The sequence below is a fragment of the Streptomyces sp. NPDC028305 genome (genome assembly GCF_055569495.1).
The window spans coordinates 779,557-798,281 of the sequence record NZ_JBVHTN010000007.1; the positions used below are offsets into that span (position 1 = coordinate 779,557).

The 18,725-nt window shown below is 71.8% G+C and carries 14 protein-coding genes; 4 read left to right on the forward strand and 10 right to left on the reverse strand.

Going from position 1 to position 18,725, the window contains the following annotated elements:
* Positions 1–30: 30 nt before the first annotated feature.
* Entirely contained in the window at positions 31–2,544 is a 2,514-nt protein-coding gene (locus tag ACZ4WQ_RS32940; RefSeq protein ID WP_311728722.1) for a DEAD/DEAH box helicase, read from the reverse strand.
* A 138-nt stretch (positions 2,545–2,682) separates the two neighbouring features.
* Here ACZ4WQ_RS32940 and ACZ4WQ_RS32945 point away from each other — a divergent pair, with 138 nt between their 5' ends.
* Positions 2,683–3,474 (forward strand): metal-dependent hydrolase, encoded by a 792-nt coding sequence (locus tag ACZ4WQ_RS32945; protein WP_311728721.1) that lies wholly within the window; start codon positions 2,683–2,685, stop codon positions 3,472–3,474.
* 55 nt (positions 3,475–3,529) lie between these two features.
* Here ACZ4WQ_RS32945 and ACZ4WQ_RS32950 read toward each other — a convergent pair whose 3' ends face one another.
* A complete protein-coding gene (locus ACZ4WQ_RS32950; RefSeq protein WP_311728720.1) occupies positions 3,530–5,311 on the reverse strand; it encodes an ABC transporter ATP-binding protein in 1,782 nt (593 codons plus the stop codon).
* Complete coding sequence (locus ACZ4WQ_RS32955) at positions 5,308–7,194, reverse strand: ABC transporter ATP-binding protein (protein ID WP_468022679.1); 1,887 nt, start codon at positions 7,192–7,194, stop codon at positions 5,308–5,310. The genes ACZ4WQ_RS32950 and ACZ4WQ_RS32955 overlap by 4 nt, the downstream gene beginning before the upstream one ends.
* 157 nt (positions 7,195–7,351) lie before the next feature.
* On the opposite strand from ACZ4WQ_RS32955, the gene ACZ4WQ_RS32960 reads away from it, so the two are divergent.
* Positions 7,352–8,089 carry a hypothetical protein gene (locus ACZ4WQ_RS32960; protein ID WP_468022646.1) on the forward strand — a complete coding sequence of 246 codons (738 nt, stop codon included), beginning with the start codon at positions 7,352–7,354 and terminating at the stop codon, positions 8,087–8,089.
* A 38-nt stretch (positions 8,090–8,127) separates the two neighbouring features.
* On the opposite strand, the gene ACZ4WQ_RS32965 is transcribed toward ACZ4WQ_RS32960, so the two are convergent.
* Positions 8,128–8,781 (reverse strand): phosphoribosyltransferase, encoded by a 654-nt coding sequence (locus ACZ4WQ_RS32965; protein WP_468022647.1) that lies wholly within the window; start codon positions 8,779–8,781, stop codon positions 8,128–8,130.
* Positions 8,782–8,979: 198 nt separating this feature from the next.
* On the opposite strand from ACZ4WQ_RS32965, the gene ACZ4WQ_RS32970 reads away from it, so the two are divergent.
* Positions 8,980–10,353, forward strand: coding sequence for a cation:dicarboxylate symporter family transporter (locus ACZ4WQ_RS32970; RefSeq protein ID WP_468022648.1), 1,374 nt, complete (start codon positions 8,980–8,982; stop codon positions 10,351–10,353).
* A 60-nt stretch (positions 10,354–10,413) separates the two neighbouring features.
* Here the strand turns inward: ACZ4WQ_RS32970 and ACZ4WQ_RS32975 are convergent, their stop codons facing one another.
* Positions 10,414–10,857: a MarR family winged helix-turn-helix transcriptional regulator gene (locus tag ACZ4WQ_RS32975; protein ID WP_311728714.1), complete on the reverse strand. Its 444-nt coding sequence runs from the start codon at positions 10,855–10,857 to the stop codon at positions 10,414–10,416.
* Positions 10,858–10,971: 114 nt separating this feature from the next.
* On the opposite strand from ACZ4WQ_RS32975, the gene ACZ4WQ_RS32980 reads away from it, so the two are divergent.
* A complete protein-coding gene (locus ACZ4WQ_RS32980; RefSeq protein ID WP_361185525.1) occupies positions 10,972–12,774 on the forward strand; it encodes an ABC transporter ATP-binding protein in 1,803 nt (600 codons plus the stop codon).
* Between the two features lie 57 nt (positions 12,775–12,831).
* Here the strand turns inward: ACZ4WQ_RS32980 and ACZ4WQ_RS32985 are convergent, their stop codons facing one another.
* The 5 genes from ACZ4WQ_RS32985 to ACZ4WQ_RS33005 form a co-directional block, all read right to left on the reverse strand.
* Positions 12,832–13,800, reverse strand: coding sequence for an acetylxylan esterase (locus tag ACZ4WQ_RS32985; RefSeq protein WP_468022649.1), 969 nt, complete (start codon positions 13,798–13,800; stop codon positions 12,832–12,834).
* A gap of 138 nt (positions 13,801–13,938) precedes the next feature.
* A complete protein-coding gene (locus ACZ4WQ_RS32990) occupies positions 13,939–14,982 on the reverse strand; it encodes a LacI family DNA-binding transcriptional regulator (protein WP_311728711.1) in 1,044 nt (347 codons plus the stop codon).
* Between the two features lie 218 nt (positions 14,983–15,200).
* On the reverse strand, positions 15,201–16,025 hold the full coding sequence (locus ACZ4WQ_RS32995) for a hypothetical protein (RefSeq protein ID WP_385349463.1): 825 nt from the start codon (positions 16,023–16,025) through the stop codon (positions 15,201–15,203).
* 201 nt (positions 16,026–16,226) lie between these two features.
* Positions 16,227–16,463, reverse strand: coding sequence for an SGM_3592 family protein (locus ACZ4WQ_RS33000; RefSeq protein WP_311728710.1), 237 nt, complete (start codon positions 16,461–16,463; stop codon positions 16,227–16,229).
* 128 nt (positions 16,464–16,591) lie between these two features.
* Positions 16,592–18,568 carry a glycoside hydrolase family 127 protein gene (locus ACZ4WQ_RS33005; protein WP_468022650.1) on the reverse strand — a complete coding sequence of 659 codons (1,977 nt, stop codon included), beginning with the start codon at positions 18,566–18,568 and terminating at the stop codon, positions 16,592–16,594.
* Between the last annotated feature and the right edge of the window lie 157 nt (positions 18,569–18,725).

Sequence of the window (18,725 nt, forward strand, 5' to 3'; positions counted from 1 at the left end):
GTGGCGTGTCGGGCCGGGACGCCTGGGAGGCTACAACTGGCCCACGTCGGTGATCCGCACCACCGCACGCCCCTCTTCGTCGGAGGCGGCCAGGTCGACCTCGGCCGAGATGCCCCAGTCGTGGTCCCCGTTCGGGTCGTCGAAGGTCTGCCGCACCTGCCACAGCCCGTGCTCCGGCTGCTCCTCGATCCGCAGCAGCTTCGGGCCGCGCGCCTGAGGGCCGGTGCCCAGGTCCTCGTACTCCTCCCAGTAGGTGTCCATCGCCCTCGACCACGCGTCCTCGTCCCAGCCGGAGTCCGCGTCCATCTCGCCGAGCTCGGCCACCTTGTCCAGCGCGGCGAGCTCGACCCGGCGGAACATCGCGTTGCGCACCAGAACCCGGAAGGCGCGCGCGTTCGCGGTGACCGGCCGGACCTGGTCGGCGCGCTCCTGGGCCTCCTCCGCGGACTCCTCCTCGGGGTTCGCGAGCTGCTCCCACTCGTCCAGGAGGCTGGAGTCGACCTGACGCACCATCTCGCCGAGCCAGGCGATGAGGTCCTGGAAGTCGTCGGACTTCAGATCGTCCGGCACGGTGTGGTCCAGGGCCTTGTAGGCGCCGGCGAGGTAGCGCAGCACGATGCCCTCGGTCCGCGCCAGGTCGTAGAACGAGGTGAACTCGGTGAACGTCATCGCGCGCTCGTACATGTCGCGGATCACCGACTTGGGCGACAGCGGGTGGTCGCCGACCCAGGGGTGGCTCTTGCGGTAGAGGCCGTACGCGTGGAACAGCAGCTCCTCCAGCGGCTTGGGGTACGAGACGTCCTGGAGCCGCTCCATGCGCTCCTCGTACTCGACGCCGTCCGCCTTCATCGCGGCCACCGCTTCGCCGCGCGCCTTGTTCTGCTGCGCCGCCAGGATCTGGCGCGGATCGTCCAGGGTCGACTCGACCACCGAGACCATGTCCAGGGCGTAGGAGGGGGATTCGGGGTCCAGGAGTTCGAAGGCGGCCAGCGCGAAGGTGGACAGCGGCTGGTTCAGCGCGAAGTCCTGCTGGAGATCCACCGTCAGCCGCACCGTCCGCCCCTCGGCATCGGGCTCCTTGAGCTGCTCCACCACGCCGCCGTCCAGCAGCGATCGGTAGATCGCGATGGCGCGGCGGATGTGGCGCAGCTGATTGCGGCGCGGCTCGTGGTTGTCCTCCAGGAGGCGCCGCATCCCCGTGAAGGGGTTGCCGGGCCGGGCGATGACCGACAGCAGCATGGCGTGGGTGACCCGGAACCGGGAGGTGAGCGGCTCGGGTTCGGAGGCGATCAGCTTCTCGAAGGTGTTCTGCCCCCAGCTGACGAACCCCTCGGGCGCCTTCTTGCGCACCACCTTGCGCCGCTTCTTGGGATCGTCCCCGGCCTTCGCCAGCGCCTTCTCGTTCTCGATGACGTGCTCGGGCGCCTGCGCCACCACAAAGCCCGCGGTGTCGAACCCGGCCCGCCCGGCCCGGCCCGCGATCTGGTGGAACTCCCGGGCCCGCAGCGTGCGCACCCGCTGGCCGTCGTACTTCGTCAGCGCGGTGAACAAGACCGTGCGGATGGGCACGTTGACGCCCACGCCCAGCGTGTCCGTACCGCAGATGACCTTGAGCAGCCCGGCCTGTGCCAGCTTCTCCACCAGCCGCCGGTACTTCGGCAGCATCCCGGCATGGTGCACCCCGATACCGTGCCGCACATAGCGGGACAGATTCCGGCCGAACTTGGTGGTGAACCGGAAGTTGCCGATGAGCGCGGCGATCTCGTCCTTCTCCGCCCGCGAGCACATGTTGATGCTCATCAGCGCCTGGGCGCGCTCCACCGCGGCCGCCTGGGTGAAGTGCACGATGTAGACGGGCGCCTGCCGGGTCTCCAGCAGCTCGGTCAGCGTCTCGGTCAGCGGAGTGGTGCGGTACTCATAGCTCAGCGGCACGGGCCGGGTCGCGGACCGCACCACGGTGGTGGGCCGCCCGGTGCGCCGGGTGAGGTCCTCCTCGAACCGCGTCACATCGCCGAGCGTCGCCGACATCAGTACGAACTGGGCCTGGGGCAGCTCGATCAGCGGGATCTGCCAGGCCCAGCCGCGGTCCGGTTCCGCGTAGAAGTGGAACTCATCCATCACGACCTGGCCGATGTCGGCGTCCTTGCCGTCCCGCAGGGCGATGGAGGCCAGCACCTCGGCCGTGCAGCAGATCACCGGCGCGTCCGCGTTGACCGACGCGTCGCCCGTGAGCATCCCGACGTTCTCGGTGCCGAAGATCTTGCACAGCTCGAAGAACTTCTCCGAGACGAGGGCCTTGATGGGCGCGGTGTAGAAGGTGACCTCGTCCCGGGCGAGCGCGGCGAAGTGGGCGCCCGCCGCCACCAGGCTCTTGCCCGAGCCGGTGGGGGTGGACAGGATGACGTTCGACCCGGACACCACCTCGATCAGCGCTTCCTCCTGGGCGGGGTAGAGCGAGATGCCCCGCTCCTCGACCCACGTCGAAAACGCCTCGAAAAGGGCGTCGGGGTCGGCGTCGCTCGGCAGCTGATCGATAAGAGTCACCCCCCTATACTGCCTGCTTTCCCGCGCGAGCCGGGAACCGGCTGGCGGGACGAAGATCGCTCGCCGCTAGGCTGTGCCGCGCTGAACAGACCGAACTCCCGCGCGTACGCGGGCATGAACAGGGGCGGGGTTAAGACCATGATGGGACCGGCGCATTCGCTGTCCGGGGCGGCGGCCTGGCTGGGGGTGGGCGCGGCGACCGCGGCGGCGGGCCATGCGATGCCCTGGCCGGTGCTTGTCGTCGGCGCTCTGATCTGCGCCGGGGCGGCACTCGCCCCCGACCTCGACCACAAGGCGGCGACGATATCCCGCTCGTTCGGGCCGGTCTCGAGAACCCTGTGCGAAGTGACCGACAAACTCTCGCACGCGGTCTACAAGGCGACCAAGAAGCAGGGCGACCCGCGCCGCTCGGGCGGCCATCGCACACTCACCCACACCTGGCTGTGGGCGGTGCTGATCGGCGGGGGCGCCTCGGTGCTCGCCATGATCGGCGGCCGCTGGGCGGTGCTCGCGATCCTCTTCGTCCATATGGTGCTGGCCGTCGAGGGCCTGCTGTGGCGGATGGCCCGGGTCTCCAGCGATGTGCTGGTGTGGCTGCTCGGCGCGACCAGCGCCTGGATCCTCGCCGATGTGCTGCACAAGCCGGGCAACGGCGCCGACTGGCTGTTCACCGAGCCGGGTCAGGAGTACCTGTGGCTCGGCCTGCCGATCGTCCTGGGCGCGCTGGTGCACGACATCGGGGACGCGCTCACCGTCTCCGGCTGCCCGATCCTGTGGCCCATACCGATAGGCCGCAAGCGGTGGTACCCGGTCGGGCCCCCGAAGGGGATGCGGTTCCGGGCGGGCAGCTGGGTCGAGGTGAAGGTGCTGATGCCGGTCTTCATGGTGCTGGGCGGCCTGAGCGGCCTGGGCGCCCTCGGCGTCATCTGACGCCGAGGACACCGGGCCCGGCGGCGCGGGGGCGCCGCGCCGCCGGGGAGGCGGGCTACTGATGCCAGGAGCGCCACAGCGCCGCGTAGGCGCCGTCCGCCGCGACCAGTTCGTCATGGCTGCCCAGCTCGCTGATCCGGCCCTGCTCGACCACCGCGATCAGATCCGCGTCGTGCGCGGTGTGCAGCCGATGGGCGATGGCGACCACGGTGCGGCCCTCCAGCACCCGGGCCAGGGACCGCTCCAGGTGCCGGGCCGCCCGTGGATCGAGCAGCGAGGTGGCCTCGTCCAGCACCAGCGTGTGCGGGTCGGCCAGCACCAGCCGGGCCAGGGCGATCTGCTGGGCCTGCGCCGGGGTCAGGGCCAGCCCGCCCGACCCGACCTCGGTGTCCAGACCGTCCTTCAGCGCCCGCGCCCACCCGTCGGCGTCCACCGCGGTCAGGGCCGCCCACAGCTCGGTGTCCGCCGCGGCGGTGCGGGCCAGCAGCAGATTGTCGCGCAGCGACCCCACGAAGACATGGTGCTCCTGGTTGACCAGGGCGACATGCTCGCGCACCCGCTCCGCGGGCATCCGGGCCAGCTCGGCGTCGCCCAGCGTCACGGTGCCGACCCGGGGCGCGTAGATCCCGGCGAGCAGCCGGCCCAGCGTGGACTTGCCCGCGCCGGACGGCCCGACCAGCGCCAGCCGCGTCCCCGGCCGTACGCTCATCGTCACCCCGTGCAGCACATCGCTGTCGGCCCGGTACCCGAACCGCACCTCGTCCACGCGCACATGGCGGCCGCCGGGCGCCACCGTGTCGTCGGCCGAGTCCGGCTCGATCTCCCGCACCCCCACCAGCCGGGCCAGCGACACCTGCGCCACCTGGAGCTCGTCGTACCAGCGCAGAATCAGCCCGACCGGCTCCACCAGCATCTGTGCCAGCAGCGCCCCCGTCGTCAACTCGCCGACCGTCATCCAGCCCCGCAGCACACAGGCGCCGCCGATCATCAGCACCGAACCGGTGATCAGCGAGTACGTCACATTGATCACCGGGAACAGCACACTGCGCAGCCACAGGGTGTACCGCTCCCAGGCGGTCCACTCGCGGATCCGGCGCTCGGACAGGGCGGTCCGCCGGTCGCTCAGCCGCTGCGCCTCGATGGTCCGCCCGGCGTCCACCGTCTCGGTGAGGGACGCGGCCACCGCGGAGTATCCGGCGGCCTCCGAGCGGTAGGCGCTCGGCGCGCGCCGGAAGTACCAGCGGCAGCCGATCACCAGCACCGGGAGCCCGACCAGCACCGCCAGCCCCAGCGGCGGCGCCGTCACGGTCAGCGCGCCGAGCAGCAGCCCGGTCCACACCACCCCGATGGCCAGCTGCGGCACCGCCTCACGCATCGCGTTCGCCAGCCGGTCGATGTCGGTGGTGATCCGGGACAGCAGATCGCCGGTCCCGGCCCGCTCCAGCACGCTCGGCGGCAGGCCCACCGACCGTACGAGGAAGTCCTCGCGCAGATCCGCCAGCATCCGCTCGCCCAGCATCGCGCCGCGCAGCCGCACCAGCCGGACGAACACGGTCTGCACGGCGAGCGCCACCGCGAACAGCGCGACGGTGCGTCCGATGTGCAGCTCACGCTCTCCCGCCGAGATGTCCTCGACCAGCCCGCCCAGCAGATACGGGCCGACCATCGAGGCGATCACGGCGGTCGCGTTCACCGCCATCAGCACGGCGAAGGCCGTCCGGTGCCGCCGCAGCAGCTCGCGTACGTAGGTCCGCACGGTGGCGGGGGAGCCGACCGGCAGCGTCGTCGCCGACTGCGGTGCGGCCGGGTCATAGGCCGGTGGGGCCACTCCGATCATGCCGACTCCTCGATTCTGTCGATCCGCCCCACGGCCCCGGTCCCGGTGGTGGTCCCCAGGCCGGTATCCGCGTCCGCGTCCTCCGGCTCGCGGGTGACCACCGCGCGGTACGCGCCCTCGGTGCTCAGCAGTTCGCGGTGGCCGCCCGCGGCCGCCGCCTTGCCGTCCCGCACGAACACCACCCGGTCCGCCCGGTCCAGCAGCAGCGGGCTGGAGGTGAAGACCACGGTGGTCCGCCCCGTCCGCAGCCGCCGCAGGCCCTGTGCGATCCGTGCCTCGGTGTGCGAGTCCACCGCGGACGTCGGCTCGTCGAGGACCAGCACCTCGGGGTCGGTCACCAGCGAACGGGCCAGCGCCAGCCGCTGCCGCTGGCCGCCCGACAGCGAACGGCCGCGCTCGGTGATCCGCGCCCGCAGCGGATCCGCCGCGCCCGGGCCGTCCACCGACGCCTGCGCGAGTGCGTCCAGCACATCGCCGCACTGGGCCGCCTCCAGCGCCTCCGGCACCGTGACCGCCCCCGAGCGGGGCACATCGAGCAGCTCGGCGAGCGTGCCCGACAGCAGCACCGGGTCCTTGTCCTGGACCAGCACGGCCCGGCGCGCGGCGGCCAGGGGTACCTTGTCCAGCGGGACGCCGCCCAGCAGCGCCGACGGAGCCGGTTCGGCCTCCGCCTCCGCCGCGTCGTCGTCGCCTCCGTCGTCCGGGGGGTGCCCGCCGAGCCGGTCGGCCAGCCGCCCCGCCAGGTCCGGGTCTCCGCAGACCACCGCGGTCAGCTGCCCGGCGGGCGCGAGCACCCCGCTCGCCGGGTCGTACAGATCGCCGTCGAGGCTCTCCCCGTCCGGCCCGTCGGCCGTGGCGCCGACGCCGAGGGCCTCGGCGCCGGGCGAGGAGCGCCGCAGCCCCAGCACCCGGGCGGCGCGCCGCGCGGAAGGCCGGGAGAAGGAGTACGCCATCGCGATCTCCTCGAAGTTCCGCAGCGGAAAGAGGAGAAAGGTCACCGCGCTGTAGACGGTGACCAGCTCGCCCACCGTGATCTGCCCTTCCCGGGCGAGTGTCGCCCCGTACCAGACGACACCGATCATCAGCAGCCCCGGCAGGGCGATCTGGACGGCGGCGATCAGCGCCCACATGCGGGCGCTGCGCACCGCCGCCGTCCGCACCTCCTGCGAGGCCCGCCGGTAGCGGTCGAGAAACAGCTCCTCGCCGCCGATGCCGCGCAGCACCCGCAGCCCCGCCACGGTGTCCGAGGCCAGCTCGGTCGCCCGGCCGGCCTTCTCCCGCTGCTCGTCCGCCCGCCGGGTGGCCCGGGGCAGCAGCGGGAAGACCGCCAGCGCCAGGGCCGGCACGCCGAGGGCCACCGCCACCCCCAGCGCGGGCTGGTACACGACCAGGGCCACACACACCGCCACCGTGGTGATCGCGGCCGCCGTGAAGCGGGACAGCGCCTCCACGAACCAGCCGATCTTCTCGACATCGCCGGTGGAGACGGCCACCACCTCACCCGCCGCCACCCGCCGCGTCAGCGCCGAGCCCAGCTCGACCGCCTTGCGCGCCAGGAGCTGCTGCACCCGTGCCGCCGCTGTGATCCAGTTGGTGACCGCCGCCCGGTGCAGCATGGTGTCGCCGAGCGCGGTGAGCCCGGTCAGCCCGGCCATCAGCCCGCCGGCCAGCGCCAGCCGCGCGCCCGAGCGGTCCACGACCGCCTGCACGGCGAAGCCGATGGCCACGGGGAAGGACACCAGGGCGGCCATGTGCAGCAGACCCCACAGAGCCGCCTTCACCTGCCCGCCCAGCTGATTTCGGCCCAGCCACCACAGGAAGTGGGGTCCTGACCGGACGTCGGGTCGACCGGGATCGTCGTACGGAAGATCGCGAATGTGCATGGTGTCCCAGGGCTCGGGCGGGGTGACGGGCAGGCAATGAGCCGTGAAAGACTCGCGCCCCACCCCCGAGGCATTCAACTGGTTTTCCCGGGCCGGGACACGGAACACGCCAATCCCGTGTACGCCATCGCGATGTGGGAGTGGGACGATGGGGGACATGCGAATTTCCGGCACCCCCTCCCTGCGCGCCGCGGCCGCCACCGGCGCCGCCCTCATCCTGCTGACGGCCTGCGGTGGCGGGGCGGGCGGCGACGGCGACAAGGGCGGCGCCCAGGGCAAGCAGGCGCTGCGCAGCGCTTCACCCGCGCCGGATCCCACCCGCATCCCGGACGTGGGCGACGCCCTGCAGGCGAAGATCCCGGCCGACGCGCGGCAGGTCGTCGCGGTGTACGGCAAGGGCGTGAACTCCGCGGACGCGACCGTCGTGCTGTACTCGAAGCAGGGCAAGAACTGGCAGCGAACCCGCAGTTGGGCCGGGCACAACGGCAAGCGGGGCTGGACGACGGAGCATCACGAGGGCGACAAGCGCAGCCCGGTCGGCGTCTACACGCTCAGCGACGCGGGCGGGGTGCTGGCCGACCCGGGGGCCCGGTTGCCGTACTCCGAGGCCGCGGCCTTCGCCGCCCCGCACTACTGGCCGAAGACGCACTGGAATGACTTCAACTATGTCATCGCCATTGACTACAACCGCGTCAAGGGCACCTCACCGCTCGATCCGACCCGGCCCGAGGGTCAGAGCAAGGGCGGATCGATCTGGTTGCACATGGACCACGGCAGCGGCACCTCGGCGTGTGTGAGCCTGTCCAAGTCCGGCATGGAGTATCTGCTGAAGAACCTGGACCCCGAGCTGCACCCGGTCGTGGTGATGGGGGACAAGGCCCACCTGGCCGGGTGAGCCAACGGCCGCGCGGGCCGGGCCCGCGCGGCACCCGCTCAGCGTGGCGCGAGGGAGGCGCGCACCACGTCGATCACCTCTTCATCACGGACCTGCGCGAAGTCCTCGTACCACAGGCCGACCGCCTGGAACGGGTCCGGCTGGTCCAGAAACACCAGGTCGTCCGTCTCGGGGCGGACCGCCGCGGCGGCCTCCGGCGAGCACACCGGCACCGCGAGGATCACCCGGGCGGGCTCGCGCCGGCGTACGGAGCGCAGCGCGGCCCGTGCGGTGAAGCCGGTGGCCAGCCCGTCGTCCACGACGATCACCGTGCGGTCCCGTATCTCGGCGGGCGGGCGTCCACGGCGGTAGAGCTGCTCGTGGCGGCGCAGCTCGGTGCGCTCCTCCCGGGCCCACGGGGCGAGCTGGGCCGGCGTCAGATCGAGCAGGGCCAGCGCCCGTTCGTCGTACAGCGGTGGATCATCCCCGGCGAGCGCGCCCACCCCGAGCTCGGGGTTGAACGGGGCGCCGATCCTCCGGGCCACCAGCACGTCCAACGGCGCCCGCAGCGCCTGGGCGATCTCGTCCGCCACCGGCGCGCCGCCCCGGGGCAGCGCCAGCACCACGGGACGTCGCAACCGCTCGCCGCGCGGCGGCTCGCACAGCCGCTCGGCCAGCTTCCGCCCGGCCTGTCTCCGGTCGCGAAAACGCATCGTCCCGCGTCTCCCTTCTGCGGTCGTCCCCGGCGGACGCTCCTCGCACCCGGGTGCCCACCGGCCGGGGCGGTATGCGCGGGGAGGATTTTCCCGCTTGTTACACGCGGCTCTTCCGTGGAACCTCGCGCTCCGCCATAGTGGCGCATCGCGGAATTTATTTTCCGCATCTCAGAAAACGAGCCCGGAGGTGTTCACGTGCCGCTCGCCGCACCATCCCTTCCCCTGCGCGCCCTGAGACTGCTGCGCACCTCGCTGTTCACACAGGTCGCCTGCGCTCTCGTGCTCGGAGTCGCCGTCGGGCGCCTCTGGCCGGACGTGGGCACGGCCGTCCAGCCGCTCGGTGACGGATTCGTGCGTCTGATCAAGGCGGTGATCGCCCCGCTGGTCTTCTGCGTCGTCGTCGCCGGGATCGCCAAGGCGGGGGACCTCAGGGCCTTCGGACGGATCGGGCTCAAGGCCCTCATCTGGTTCGAGGTGGCCTCCACCGTGGCGCTGGTCCTCGGTCTGCTGGCGGCCAATCTGACCGGCCCCGGCGCCGGAATGCACGTCGACCCCGCCTCGCTCGACTCCTCCGCCGTCGACGACAAGACCGGTGGCGGGCATCTGCCCTCGACCTCCCAGTTCGTCCTGGACGCGCTGCCGGAGAGCGCAGTCGGAGCCTTCGCCCAGAACTCCCTGCTCCAAGTGCTCGTGCTGGCCTGTCTGGTGGGCGCGGCGCTGCTGCACCTGGGCAAGACGAAGGTGCCCGCGATCCTGCCGGCCGTCGAGCAGGCTCAGGAAGTCGTCTTCGCGATCGTCGGCTTCATCATGAGGCTCGCCCCGCTGGCGGTCTTCGGCGCCATGGCCCACCTGGTCGGCCAGTACGGGATGGGGGCCCTGACGACCTACGGCAAGCTGATCGCGCTCTGCTACGGCGTCGCGCTGCTCTTCCTGGCGCTGCTCGGCCTCGCGCTCAAGGCCATCACCGGGCTGAGCCTGTGGAAGTTCGTCAAGTACACCCGCGAGGAGATGCTGCTGGCCCTCGGGACCGCCTCCAGCGAAACCGTGATGCCGCGGATGATGCAGAAGCTGCGCGCGGCCGGGTGCCGGGACGACGCGGTCGGGCTGGTCCTCCCCACCGGATACTCCTTCAACCTGGACGGCGCCTCCATCTATCTGTCCATCGGCACGCTGTTCATCGCCCAGGCGGTCGGCGTGGATCTGAGCCTGGGGCAGCAGATCACCGTCGTCCTCGTGCTGATGCTCACCAGCAAGGGCATGGCGGGCGTGCCCGGTTCGGCCTTCCTCGCCCTCTCGGCGACCGCCTCCGCCCTCGGGGTGATCCCCGCGGCCGCCGTGGCGCTGCTGCTCGGCGTGGACCGGATCATGGACTCGATGCGGGTCGCGACCAATCTGCTCGGCAACTGTGTCGCCGTCTTCGCCGTCTCGCGCTGGGAGGGCGCGCTGGACGCGGCGAAGGCCAAGCGTGTGCTGGCGGGGGAGGAACCAGCCGTCGATGAGGAGCCCGCGCAGGACGCGGCATCGGCCGAGGCCGCCCCGCCCGCGGCGTCCCCCGCGTCCGGGCGCTGAGCGGACGTCGCCGGGCGCGGCGTCCCGGGGCGGGCATAGCGCGTCCCGGCGACGGGCGCCTCAGTAGCGGCCCTGATCGGGAGTGCCGGCGAGCGTGTCCAGCAGCTCGCCGAGCACATCGCGCTGCCGGTCGGACAGCGGGGCCAGGATGTCCTCCGCGGCGGCCCGGCGCGCGTCGCGCAGCGCGCGGAGCGTGGCGCGGCCGGTGTCGGTGAGCTCGACGCGCACCACCCGGCGGTTCTCCGGATCGGGCGCACGGCGCACCGAGCCGTGCGCCTCCAGAGCGTCCACCAGCGTGGTCACGGCGCGCGGGACCACCTCGAGCCGCTGGGCGAGGTCCGCCATGCGCGGCGGCCGGTCGCAGTGGGCGACCGTGCGCAGCAGCCGGGACTGGGCGGGGGTGATGCCCAGCGGTTCCATGTGCCGCTTCTGGGCGCGGTGCAGTCTGCGGGTCAGGCGCAGCAGCTGCTCCGCGAGGATGCCTGAGGTCTCGGGCGTGGGCATGATCGCAGTCTATCAGGACAAGGTTCATTGTGAGTATAGGTAACAATGAGCTATGCTCTGAAAGGCCGCGCCGTCAGCGGCCACAGGTCGTCCGCCCCTGCCCTGAAGGAGCCCATGCACCACGACACATCCCCGTGGACCCCACCTGCCGCCGACCCCGACCAGCCCGCCCAGCTGCGGCGCATCCTCGGACTCTTCCGCCCCTACCGCGGCCGCCTGGCCCTTGTCGGCCTGCTCGTCGCCGCCTCCGCGCTGGTCTCCGTCGCCTCGCCGTTCCTCCTCCGCGAGATCCTCGACACCGCGATTCCCGATCGCCGCACCGGACTGCTGACCCTGCTCGCCCTCGGCATGATCGCTGCCGCGGTCGTCACCAGCGTCTTCGGCGTGCTTCAGACGCTGATCTCCACGACCGTCGGCCAGCGCGTCATGCACGATCTGCGCACCGCGGTCTACGACCGGCTTCAGCGCATGCCGCTCGCCTTCTTCACCCGCACCCGCACCGGCGAGGTGCAGTCCCGGATCGCCAACGACATAGGCGGCATGCAGGCCACCGTCACCTCCACCGCGACCTCACTGGTCTCCAACCTCACCAGCGTCGTCGCCACGGTCGTCGCGATGCTCGCCCTCGACTGGCGGTTGACCGTCGTCTCGCTGCTCCTGCTGCCGGTGTTCGTCCTGATCAGCCGCCGGGTCGGGCGCGAGCGGAAGCGGATCACCTCGCAGCGCCAGAAGCAGATGGCGGCCATGTCCGCGATGGTGACCGAGTCCCTGTCGGTGAGCGGGATCCTGCTCGGCCGCACGATGGGCCGGTCCGAGTCGCTGACGCGGGAGTTCGCTGGGGAGTCCGAGCGCCTGGTCGGCCTGGAGGTGCGCTCCAGCATGGCCGGGCGCTGGCGGATGTCCACCATCGGCATCGTCATGGCCGCCATGCCCGCCATCATCTACTGGGCCGCCGGCATGGTCCTGGACTCGGGTGGCCCCACGGTCTCCATCGGCACACTGGTCGCCTTCGTATCGCTCCAGCAGGGGCTGTTCCGCCCCACGGTCAGCCTGCTGTCCACCGGAGTGGACATCCAGACCTCCCTCGCCCTCTTCCAGCGCATCTTCGAGTACCTGGACCTGCCGATCGACATCACCGAGCCGGCCGAGCCCGTGCGGTTGGAGAAGGTGCGCGGTGAAGTCCGTTTCGACCATGTCGACTTCTCATACGAGCAGGGCGAGAAGGGCGCGCTCAGTTCCATCGACCTGACCGTCCCGGCGGGTGGCAGCCTGGCCGTGGTCGGACCGACCGGATCCGGCAAGACCACCCTCAGCTATCTGGTGCCGCGGCTCTACGACGTGACCGGCGGCCGGGTTCTGATCGACGGAGTGGACGTTCGCGACCTCGACTTCGACACCCTTTCGCGCGCGGTCGGAGTGGTCTCCCAGGAGACCTATCTCTTCCATGCCTCCGTGGCCGACAATCTGCGCTTCGCCAAGCCCGACGCCACGGACGAGGAGATCGTGGCGGCCGCGCGGGCCGCCCAGATCCACGATCACATCGCCTCGCTGCCCGAGGGCTATGACACCCTCGTCGGCGAGCGTGGCTACCGCTTCTCCGGCGGTGAGAAGCAGCGCCTGGCCATCGCCCGGACCGTACTGCGCGACCCGCCCGTCCTCATCCTCGACGAGGCCACCAGCGCCCTGGACACGCGCACCGAGCACGCCGTGCAGGAGGCCATCGACACCCTCTCCGCCGGGCGGACCACGATCACCATCGCCCACCGCCTGTCGACCGTCCGGGACGCCGACCAGATCGTGGTCCTCGACGGCGGCCGCATCGCCGAGCGGGGCAGCCATGACGAACTGCTGGTCATGGGCGGGCGGTACGCCGCCCTGGTGCGGCGCGACGAGAGCCTCGCGGCCCCGGCCAGGTGAGCCCCGGCCGGTCCGCTCCGCTCCGCTGCCGGGAGGGATCGGCGGGGCCGCGCCCGCTCACCCGAACAGGCCGCGCAGAAACGCGATCTGCTCGGCCTGCTGGTGCACGCCCCCGCCCTCGTGGCCGTTGAAGGCCCACACCTTCAGGTCCTTGTCGCCCGCGTAGTGGTTGTACGCGGCGAACCCGCAGGACGTGGGGGTGACCGCGTCGCGCAGCGCGGTCGAGAAGAGCGCGGGGGCGTTGGCGCGGGCGGCGAAGTTGAGCCCGTCGAAGTGGTCCAGCGTGGCCAGGACCTGATCCGCCAGATCCCGGCGGCCGGCGCAGAACCGGGCCACCTCCCCGTACGGGTCCGCGTCGGTGATCTCCATGGCGCGGCGGATATGCGTCATGAACGGCACATCGACCAGCGCCCCGGTCAGATCGGGCACCAGCCCGGCCGCCGCCAGGGCCAGACCGCCACCCTGGCTGCCGCCGCTGACGACGATCCGCGCCGCGTCGACCAGCGGGTGCTCGCGGGCGGCCGCCACAGCGCGCACCGCGTCGGTGTAAAGACGGCGGTAGTAGTAGTCGTCCGGGGACAGAATGCCCTTGGTCATCTTGCCGGCGGCCTCGGGCCCGGTGCCGCCGACCGGATCGGGCGTGGTCCCGGGGTTGTTCGGGGACGTGCCCTGGCCACGGCTGTCCATGACGAAGACCGCGTAGCCCACCGAGGGCCACAGCAGCCAGTTGTGCGGCAGGCCCCGCCCGCCGCTGTAGCCGATGTACTGCACCACGCACGGCAGCGGGCCCTTCGCCTCGCGCGGCGCCAGCAGCCAGCCGTGTATCCGGTGCCTGCCGAAGCCGGAGAACTCCACATCGTAGGTGTGCAGTCGCGCCAGCCCCGTGTCCGTCTCGGTGAACACCGCGTCCAGGGCGTGCTCGCCCGCCTCGGCGAGGGTGCGGTCCCAGAAGGCGTCGAAGCCCTCGGGCTCGGGCAGGGACGGCCGATAGGCGCGCAGCTGGTCCAGGGGCATATCGACGAACACGGCGGAGGTACCTCCCGGGTGAGTGGTGCGACGGTGCGGGCGGGTCGGGCGCAGAGCTCTGGTAAGCGCTTACCATAGCGCTGTCGCTCGTCGCCGTACATGATCGTCCGGATGTCCGGTCAGTGTTCGACTTCTCGGTCACGAGAGAACGCCGGGCGGAGGCGCGGTGCTGGAGCGGACCACCAGCCGGGTGGACAGCTCCGTCCGGGTGCCCTCGGGCACCTCGCCCGACATCAGCCGCAGCAGGCTGCGCAGCGCCGTCGCCGCCATCTCGGACAGCGGCTGGCGCACCGTGGTGAGCGCGGGCGTGACCCAGCGGGCCTGCGGCAGATCGTCGAAGCCCACCACACTGATGTCGTCCGGCACCCGCAGCCCTCGCTCCGCCAGCGCCTGATACACGCCGAGCGCCATCTGGTCGGAGCAGGTGAAGACGGCGGTGGGCGGCTCGGGCAGCTCCAGGAGCTCGCACATTCGCTGACGGGAGACGCCCTCGTCGAAGTTGCCGTACCGCACATAGTCCGGCGGGACGCGCAGCCCGGCCGCCGACATCGCCGAGCGGTATCCGGCGACCCGGGCGCTGCTGCACTGCTTCCGCCGGTATCCGCCGATCACCGCGATCCGCCGGTGTCCGAGGCCGATCAGATGCTCGGTCGCGCTCACCCCGCCCTGCCAGTTGGCGGCGCCGACGGAGGGCACCCCGGGGGGCGGGTCCAGCACGGGATCGATCATCACAAACGGGATGCGGTGCTCGTCCAGCCACGCGTACTGAGTGGGCGTCAGCTCGGCGAGGTTGAACAGCACCCCGGCACTGCCGCGGGCGCACAGCTTGTCCAGCCAGCCCCGCTCGGGGCGGCCGCCGCGGGTGCGGGTGAGCCCGGCCGATACCACCACGTCGAGACCCGCGTCGTACGCGGCCTGCTCCACGCCGTGCAGCACCGCCCCCGACCACGCGGTGTCCAGCGAGTGCACCACCAGGTCGATCAGCGCCGGCGGCTTGGACGCCTCGAAGCGGGGCCTGCGCACATACCCCAGGCGGTCCAGCACCTCGGTGACCCGGCGCCGGGTGTCCGGGGCGACGTCCTCCCGGCCGTTGACCACCTTCGAGGCGGTCGGCACCGACACCCCCGCCTCGCGGGCGATGACCGCCAGGGTAGGACCCGTCGACCCCGAGGATCGCGCCATCGAGAATCCCCTTCCGTCCCCACCGGTTGATGCGAAAGTTTCGAATACGGGCGCTTAGCGCCCGAGATGTTGACCGGATAGCAACCGGTCCCTACATTAAGGCGCCCCAAGTCAACGGGGAAGCCCTCGGAATTGAGGATTCAACATCGCTCGAAACTTTCGAAAAACCGAGGACAGGCCCCGTACGCTGGGGGGCGTACGGGGCCGCGGTACGGGTGCTACAGGCCGTACCGGCTCTTCAGATGGCGCCAGAAATCGCGGTACATCCACTTGTCGAACTCGGTGATGCGGTCGGCCGTCCCCGCCTGCATCAGGAAGCCGCCGACACCGGTCGGGGTCCAGTCGTAGAAGTCGTCCAGACCGTAGGTGTGGCCGATCTCGTGGAGCAGGATGTGGATGTTGTCCTGGTTCACCGCACCGACCATGTACTCACTGCCGATGCGCTGGCCCCAGTCGCCGCCCGCGCCGCCGCCGAAGCCCTTGGTGAGCCACAGCGACTGGTCGTAGTGGCGCGCCGCGCCGCCGGGGCACTTGGAGTAGTTGCCGTCCTGGTGGAAGAAGCGGCCGCAGTCGGGGGAACATTGCGGCGCGCCTTCGCTCTCCAGCCCGGTGTAGATGTCGACCGAGTTGTCGGTCCACTGGAGGGTCGAGCGGTTCTTGACGGCCCAGCCGACGATCTTGACCGGGACGTCGTTGTACGGGAAGCCCTCGAAGCCCGCGACGGAGTCGATCCACTTCTTGGACTGCCGCTTGAGGGCGGTGTGGATCTGGTCGCGCAGCGCGGCACTGACGGGCTGGTCGGATTCCCAGCGGACGCAGTAGTTCAGGCTGCCCTTGTTGGCCATCACCTGGTCCCAGCCGTAGTTCTTGAAGCCGTACAGGTTCGGGTAGGTGGACTCGACGTGCTTCCAGACCTCGTTCAGCGGCTGGACGAGGTTGCTCGGCGGGTTCCAGGTGTCGGCCGTCGCCGAGGGGGCGGCCACCGCGGGGGCGGAGAAGCCGATGACGGACAGCGCCCCGGCCGCCACGGCGACCAGGAGCATTCGGAGTTTTCTCAAGAGCGGCATGGCGGCTCGCTTCCGGGTCGGGAAGTGGACGCGGGCGGCACGCCCCCGTGGAGGGGCGGTACGGGTACGTGCCGGCCCGCGACGGTTGGTCGCCGCCGCTCATCGAAACGTTGCTGCCCTGCCCGCCGAAAATCGCCGCCCCTGTTGCCACCGCCGGCGCGATCGCCACCGCCGCTGCTAGCGCCGCCGTCGCCGCTTGCGGCGCTTGCTCCAGAACCAGCCCGCCGGGGGCTCGTCGGCGCGCCACGGCTGAGGCTCGGGCGCGCGGCGCCGCCAGCGGGCGGTCAGCATCCGGGTGCGCGCGGCGGGCTCGGACACCTCCGCGCCCCGTATGAACTCCTCGTCCAGCACGACATCGTCCCAGTCGCCTGGGTCGCCGGGGTCCGCTCCCCGGTCTGTGGAGCCGGTGCTCAAGGCGCACCTCCCGTTCGCCGGTGCCCTCGGGCACAAGACCGTGTTCCTCGGCCGGACAACGTCCGGGCCGTACGGTGAGTTCCACGGCTCGTACGAGGGCCCGTCGAGCGGGTCGTCCGCACAAGCCCTTACACCGGGATCCACACCCGCATCGCGCCGGCCTCGCGGTTGGCCCACGCGTAGTAGGGGATCGCGGTCACCCGGACCGGCTCGGCCGCGGGGGAGCCCGGTCCGCCGGCCGAGCCGGCCGCGCCGGGCGCCTTGGCGTCGGCGTACGGCCACCAGCCCTCGGGCCGGATCCGGGGGCGCAGCGCTCCGGCGGTGATCGCGGTGACCCCGCCGAGCAGCTCCGGCCGATGCCTGGCGGTCGGCGTCGCCGCGGGGTCGAGCCGGACGCGGTCGAGCCGCAGCCCGTCCGGCTGGTCCGGCTCCTCCAGGCAGTACACGAGCGGCCCGCGCTCGATCGCGACGCAGCCGCGCACCGCGTCCACCCGGGGGTCGGGACGGGTGAGCCGGGGGCGCAGCGGCAGGTCGAGCACCACCGTCTCGCCCGGCCGCCAGCGACGCCGCAGCCGCAGCCAGCCGTTCTCGGCGCGCGGGGCCACCGGCTCGCCGTTCACCGTCACGCCGTACTTGTCCGCCCAGTGCGGGACGCGCAGCGACAGGGTCCACTCGCCGTCTCCGGGGACCTCGTCCACCACGACCGCGATCCGGCCCTCCCAGGGGTAGCCGGTGCCCACCCGCACCGCTCCGCCGCCCGCCGCGTACGAGCCCGAGGCGTACTGGTGCAGCTGAAGGCCGTCCGCGTCGCCGCTGGCCACGTAGTGCGGCAGCGAGGCCAGCAGCCGCATCACGTTCGGCGGGCAGCAGGCGCAGCGGAACCACTCCGTGCGGCGCGCCCCCTGGTCGCCGTGCGGGCCGGTGTAGTCCTCGCGGACCTGGAGCGGATTGACGTACAGCCAGCGGTCCCCGTCCAGCGAGACGCCCGACAGGAATCCGTTGTACAGGGTGCGCTCGATCAGATCGCTGTAGCGGGCCTCGCCCGTCAGCAGCGCCATGCGCCAGCCGAACTGGATCGAGGCGATGGCCGCGCAGGTCTCGGCGTACGCCCGGTCCGGCGGCAGTTCGTACGCGTCGCCGAACGCCTCCAGGTCGTGCCGGGAGCCGACGCCGCCGGTCAGATAGGCCTTCGTGGCGGCCATGTCCTCCCACAGCCGCACCAGCGCCTCCCGTAGCCGCGCGTCGCCGGTCTCGGCCGCCAGATCCGCGGCCCCGGCGAGCAGATACAACTGGCGCACGGCGTGCCCGGTGACCTCGGTCGCGTCCCGCACCGGGGCGTGGTCCTGCCAATAGGGGGCGCCGGGGCGGCGGTCGGCCTCCCGGTCCTCGGCGCCGTCGCCGAGGGTGCCCTGTCCCCGCCGGTCCATGAAGTAGGCGGCGAGGTCGAGATGGCGCCGCTCGCCCGTCTCCCGGTACAGCTCGACCAGCGCGGTCTCGATCTCCGGGTGTCCGCACACCGCGTCCACCGGCTTGCCGGGGCCGAAGGTGGCGTCGATGTGATCGGCGAACCGCACCGCCACATCGAGCAGTTCGGCGCCTCCGGTGGCCCGGTGGTGGGCGACCGCGGCCTGGATGAGATGGCCCGCGCAGTACAGCTCATGTCCCCAGTGCAGTTCGGACCAGCGCTGGGCGCCCGGTCTGACCTGGTAGTACGTCTGGAGGTAGCCGTCGGTGTCCTGCGCGGCCGCCACCAGCTCGATCAACCGGCCGACCTCCCGGGCCAGTTCCCCGCCGACCGTCCCTGCCGTCCCGGCCGCGCCCGCCGCCCCGTCGGCCAGCTGCCAGGACGCAGCCTCCAGCCACTTGTGCACATCGGAGTCCTGGAACTGGAAGTCGCCGGTGAACCCCGGTGACTTCGCCCTGGCGGCCGCGCGCAGATTGTCCAGGTTGCCCGCCTCCTCGAGCCTGCGCGGCCCCTGCGCGATGCTCACCTCGGCGTTGACGCGGCGCCTGGCCGCCCAGAAGCCGCCGGTGATACGGGCCGCGGTGGCCGGGCGCAGCGCGGTGTGCGCCCCCTCGGAGAGCCGGATCGGTCCTGCGGTCATCTGCCCACCACTTCTTCCTGGTCACAGCTCTGGAAACCGGTTGTTGCGGCGAGCCTAGGTAAGCCTGGTCTCCGCAACAAGCCTTCAGTCTCGACGAGTGAACTGAGGCCGATCCACAGTGTTTTCGAAAGTTTCGCACCTCCCACAGGGCCTGTCA

What these genes read in the sequence shown, in the direction of transcription:
- ACZ4WQ_RS32960 (WP_468022646.1), top strand. Translation starts at nt 7,352, where the DNA reads ATGCGAATTTCCGGCACCCCCTCCCTGCGCGCCGCGGCCGCCACCGGC.
- ACZ4WQ_RS32950 (WP_311728720.1), bottom strand. Translation starts at nt 5,311, where the DNA reads ATGATCGGAGTGGCCCCACCGGCCTATGACCCGGCCGCACCGCAGTCG.
- ACZ4WQ_RS32965 (WP_468022647.1), bottom strand. Translation starts at nt 8,781, where the DNA reads ATGCGTTTTCGCGACCGGAGACAGGCCGGGCGGAAGCTGGCCGAGCGG.
- ACZ4WQ_RS32990 (WP_311728711.1), bottom strand. Translation starts at nt 14,982, where the DNA reads ATGGCGCGATCCTCGGGGTCGACGGGTCCTACCCTGGCGGTCATCGCC.
- ACZ4WQ_RS32980 (WP_361185525.1), top strand. Translation starts at nt 10,972, where the DNA reads ATGCACCACGACACATCCCCGTGGACCCCACCTGCCGCCGACCCCGAC.
- ACZ4WQ_RS33005 (WP_468022650.1), bottom strand. Translation starts at nt 18,568, where the DNA reads ATGACCGCAGGACCGATCCGGCTCTCCGAGGGGGCGCACACCGCGCTG.
- ACZ4WQ_RS32995 (WP_385349463.1), bottom strand. Translation starts at nt 16,025, where the DNA reads ATGCTCCTGGTCGCCGTGGCGGCCGGGGCGCTGTCCGTCATCGGCTTC.
- ACZ4WQ_RS32955 (WP_468022679.1), bottom strand. Translation starts at nt 7,194, where the DNA reads ATGCACATTCGCGATCTTCCGTACGACGATCCCGGTCGACCCGACGTC.
- ACZ4WQ_RS32975 (WP_311728714.1), bottom strand. Translation starts at nt 10,857, where the DNA reads ATGCCCACGCCCGAGACCTCAGGCATCCTCGCGGAGCAGCTGCTGCGC.
- ACZ4WQ_RS32945 (WP_311728721.1), top strand. Translation starts at nt 2,683, where the DNA reads ATGATGGGACCGGCGCATTCGCTGTCCGGGGCGGCGGCCTGGCTGGGG.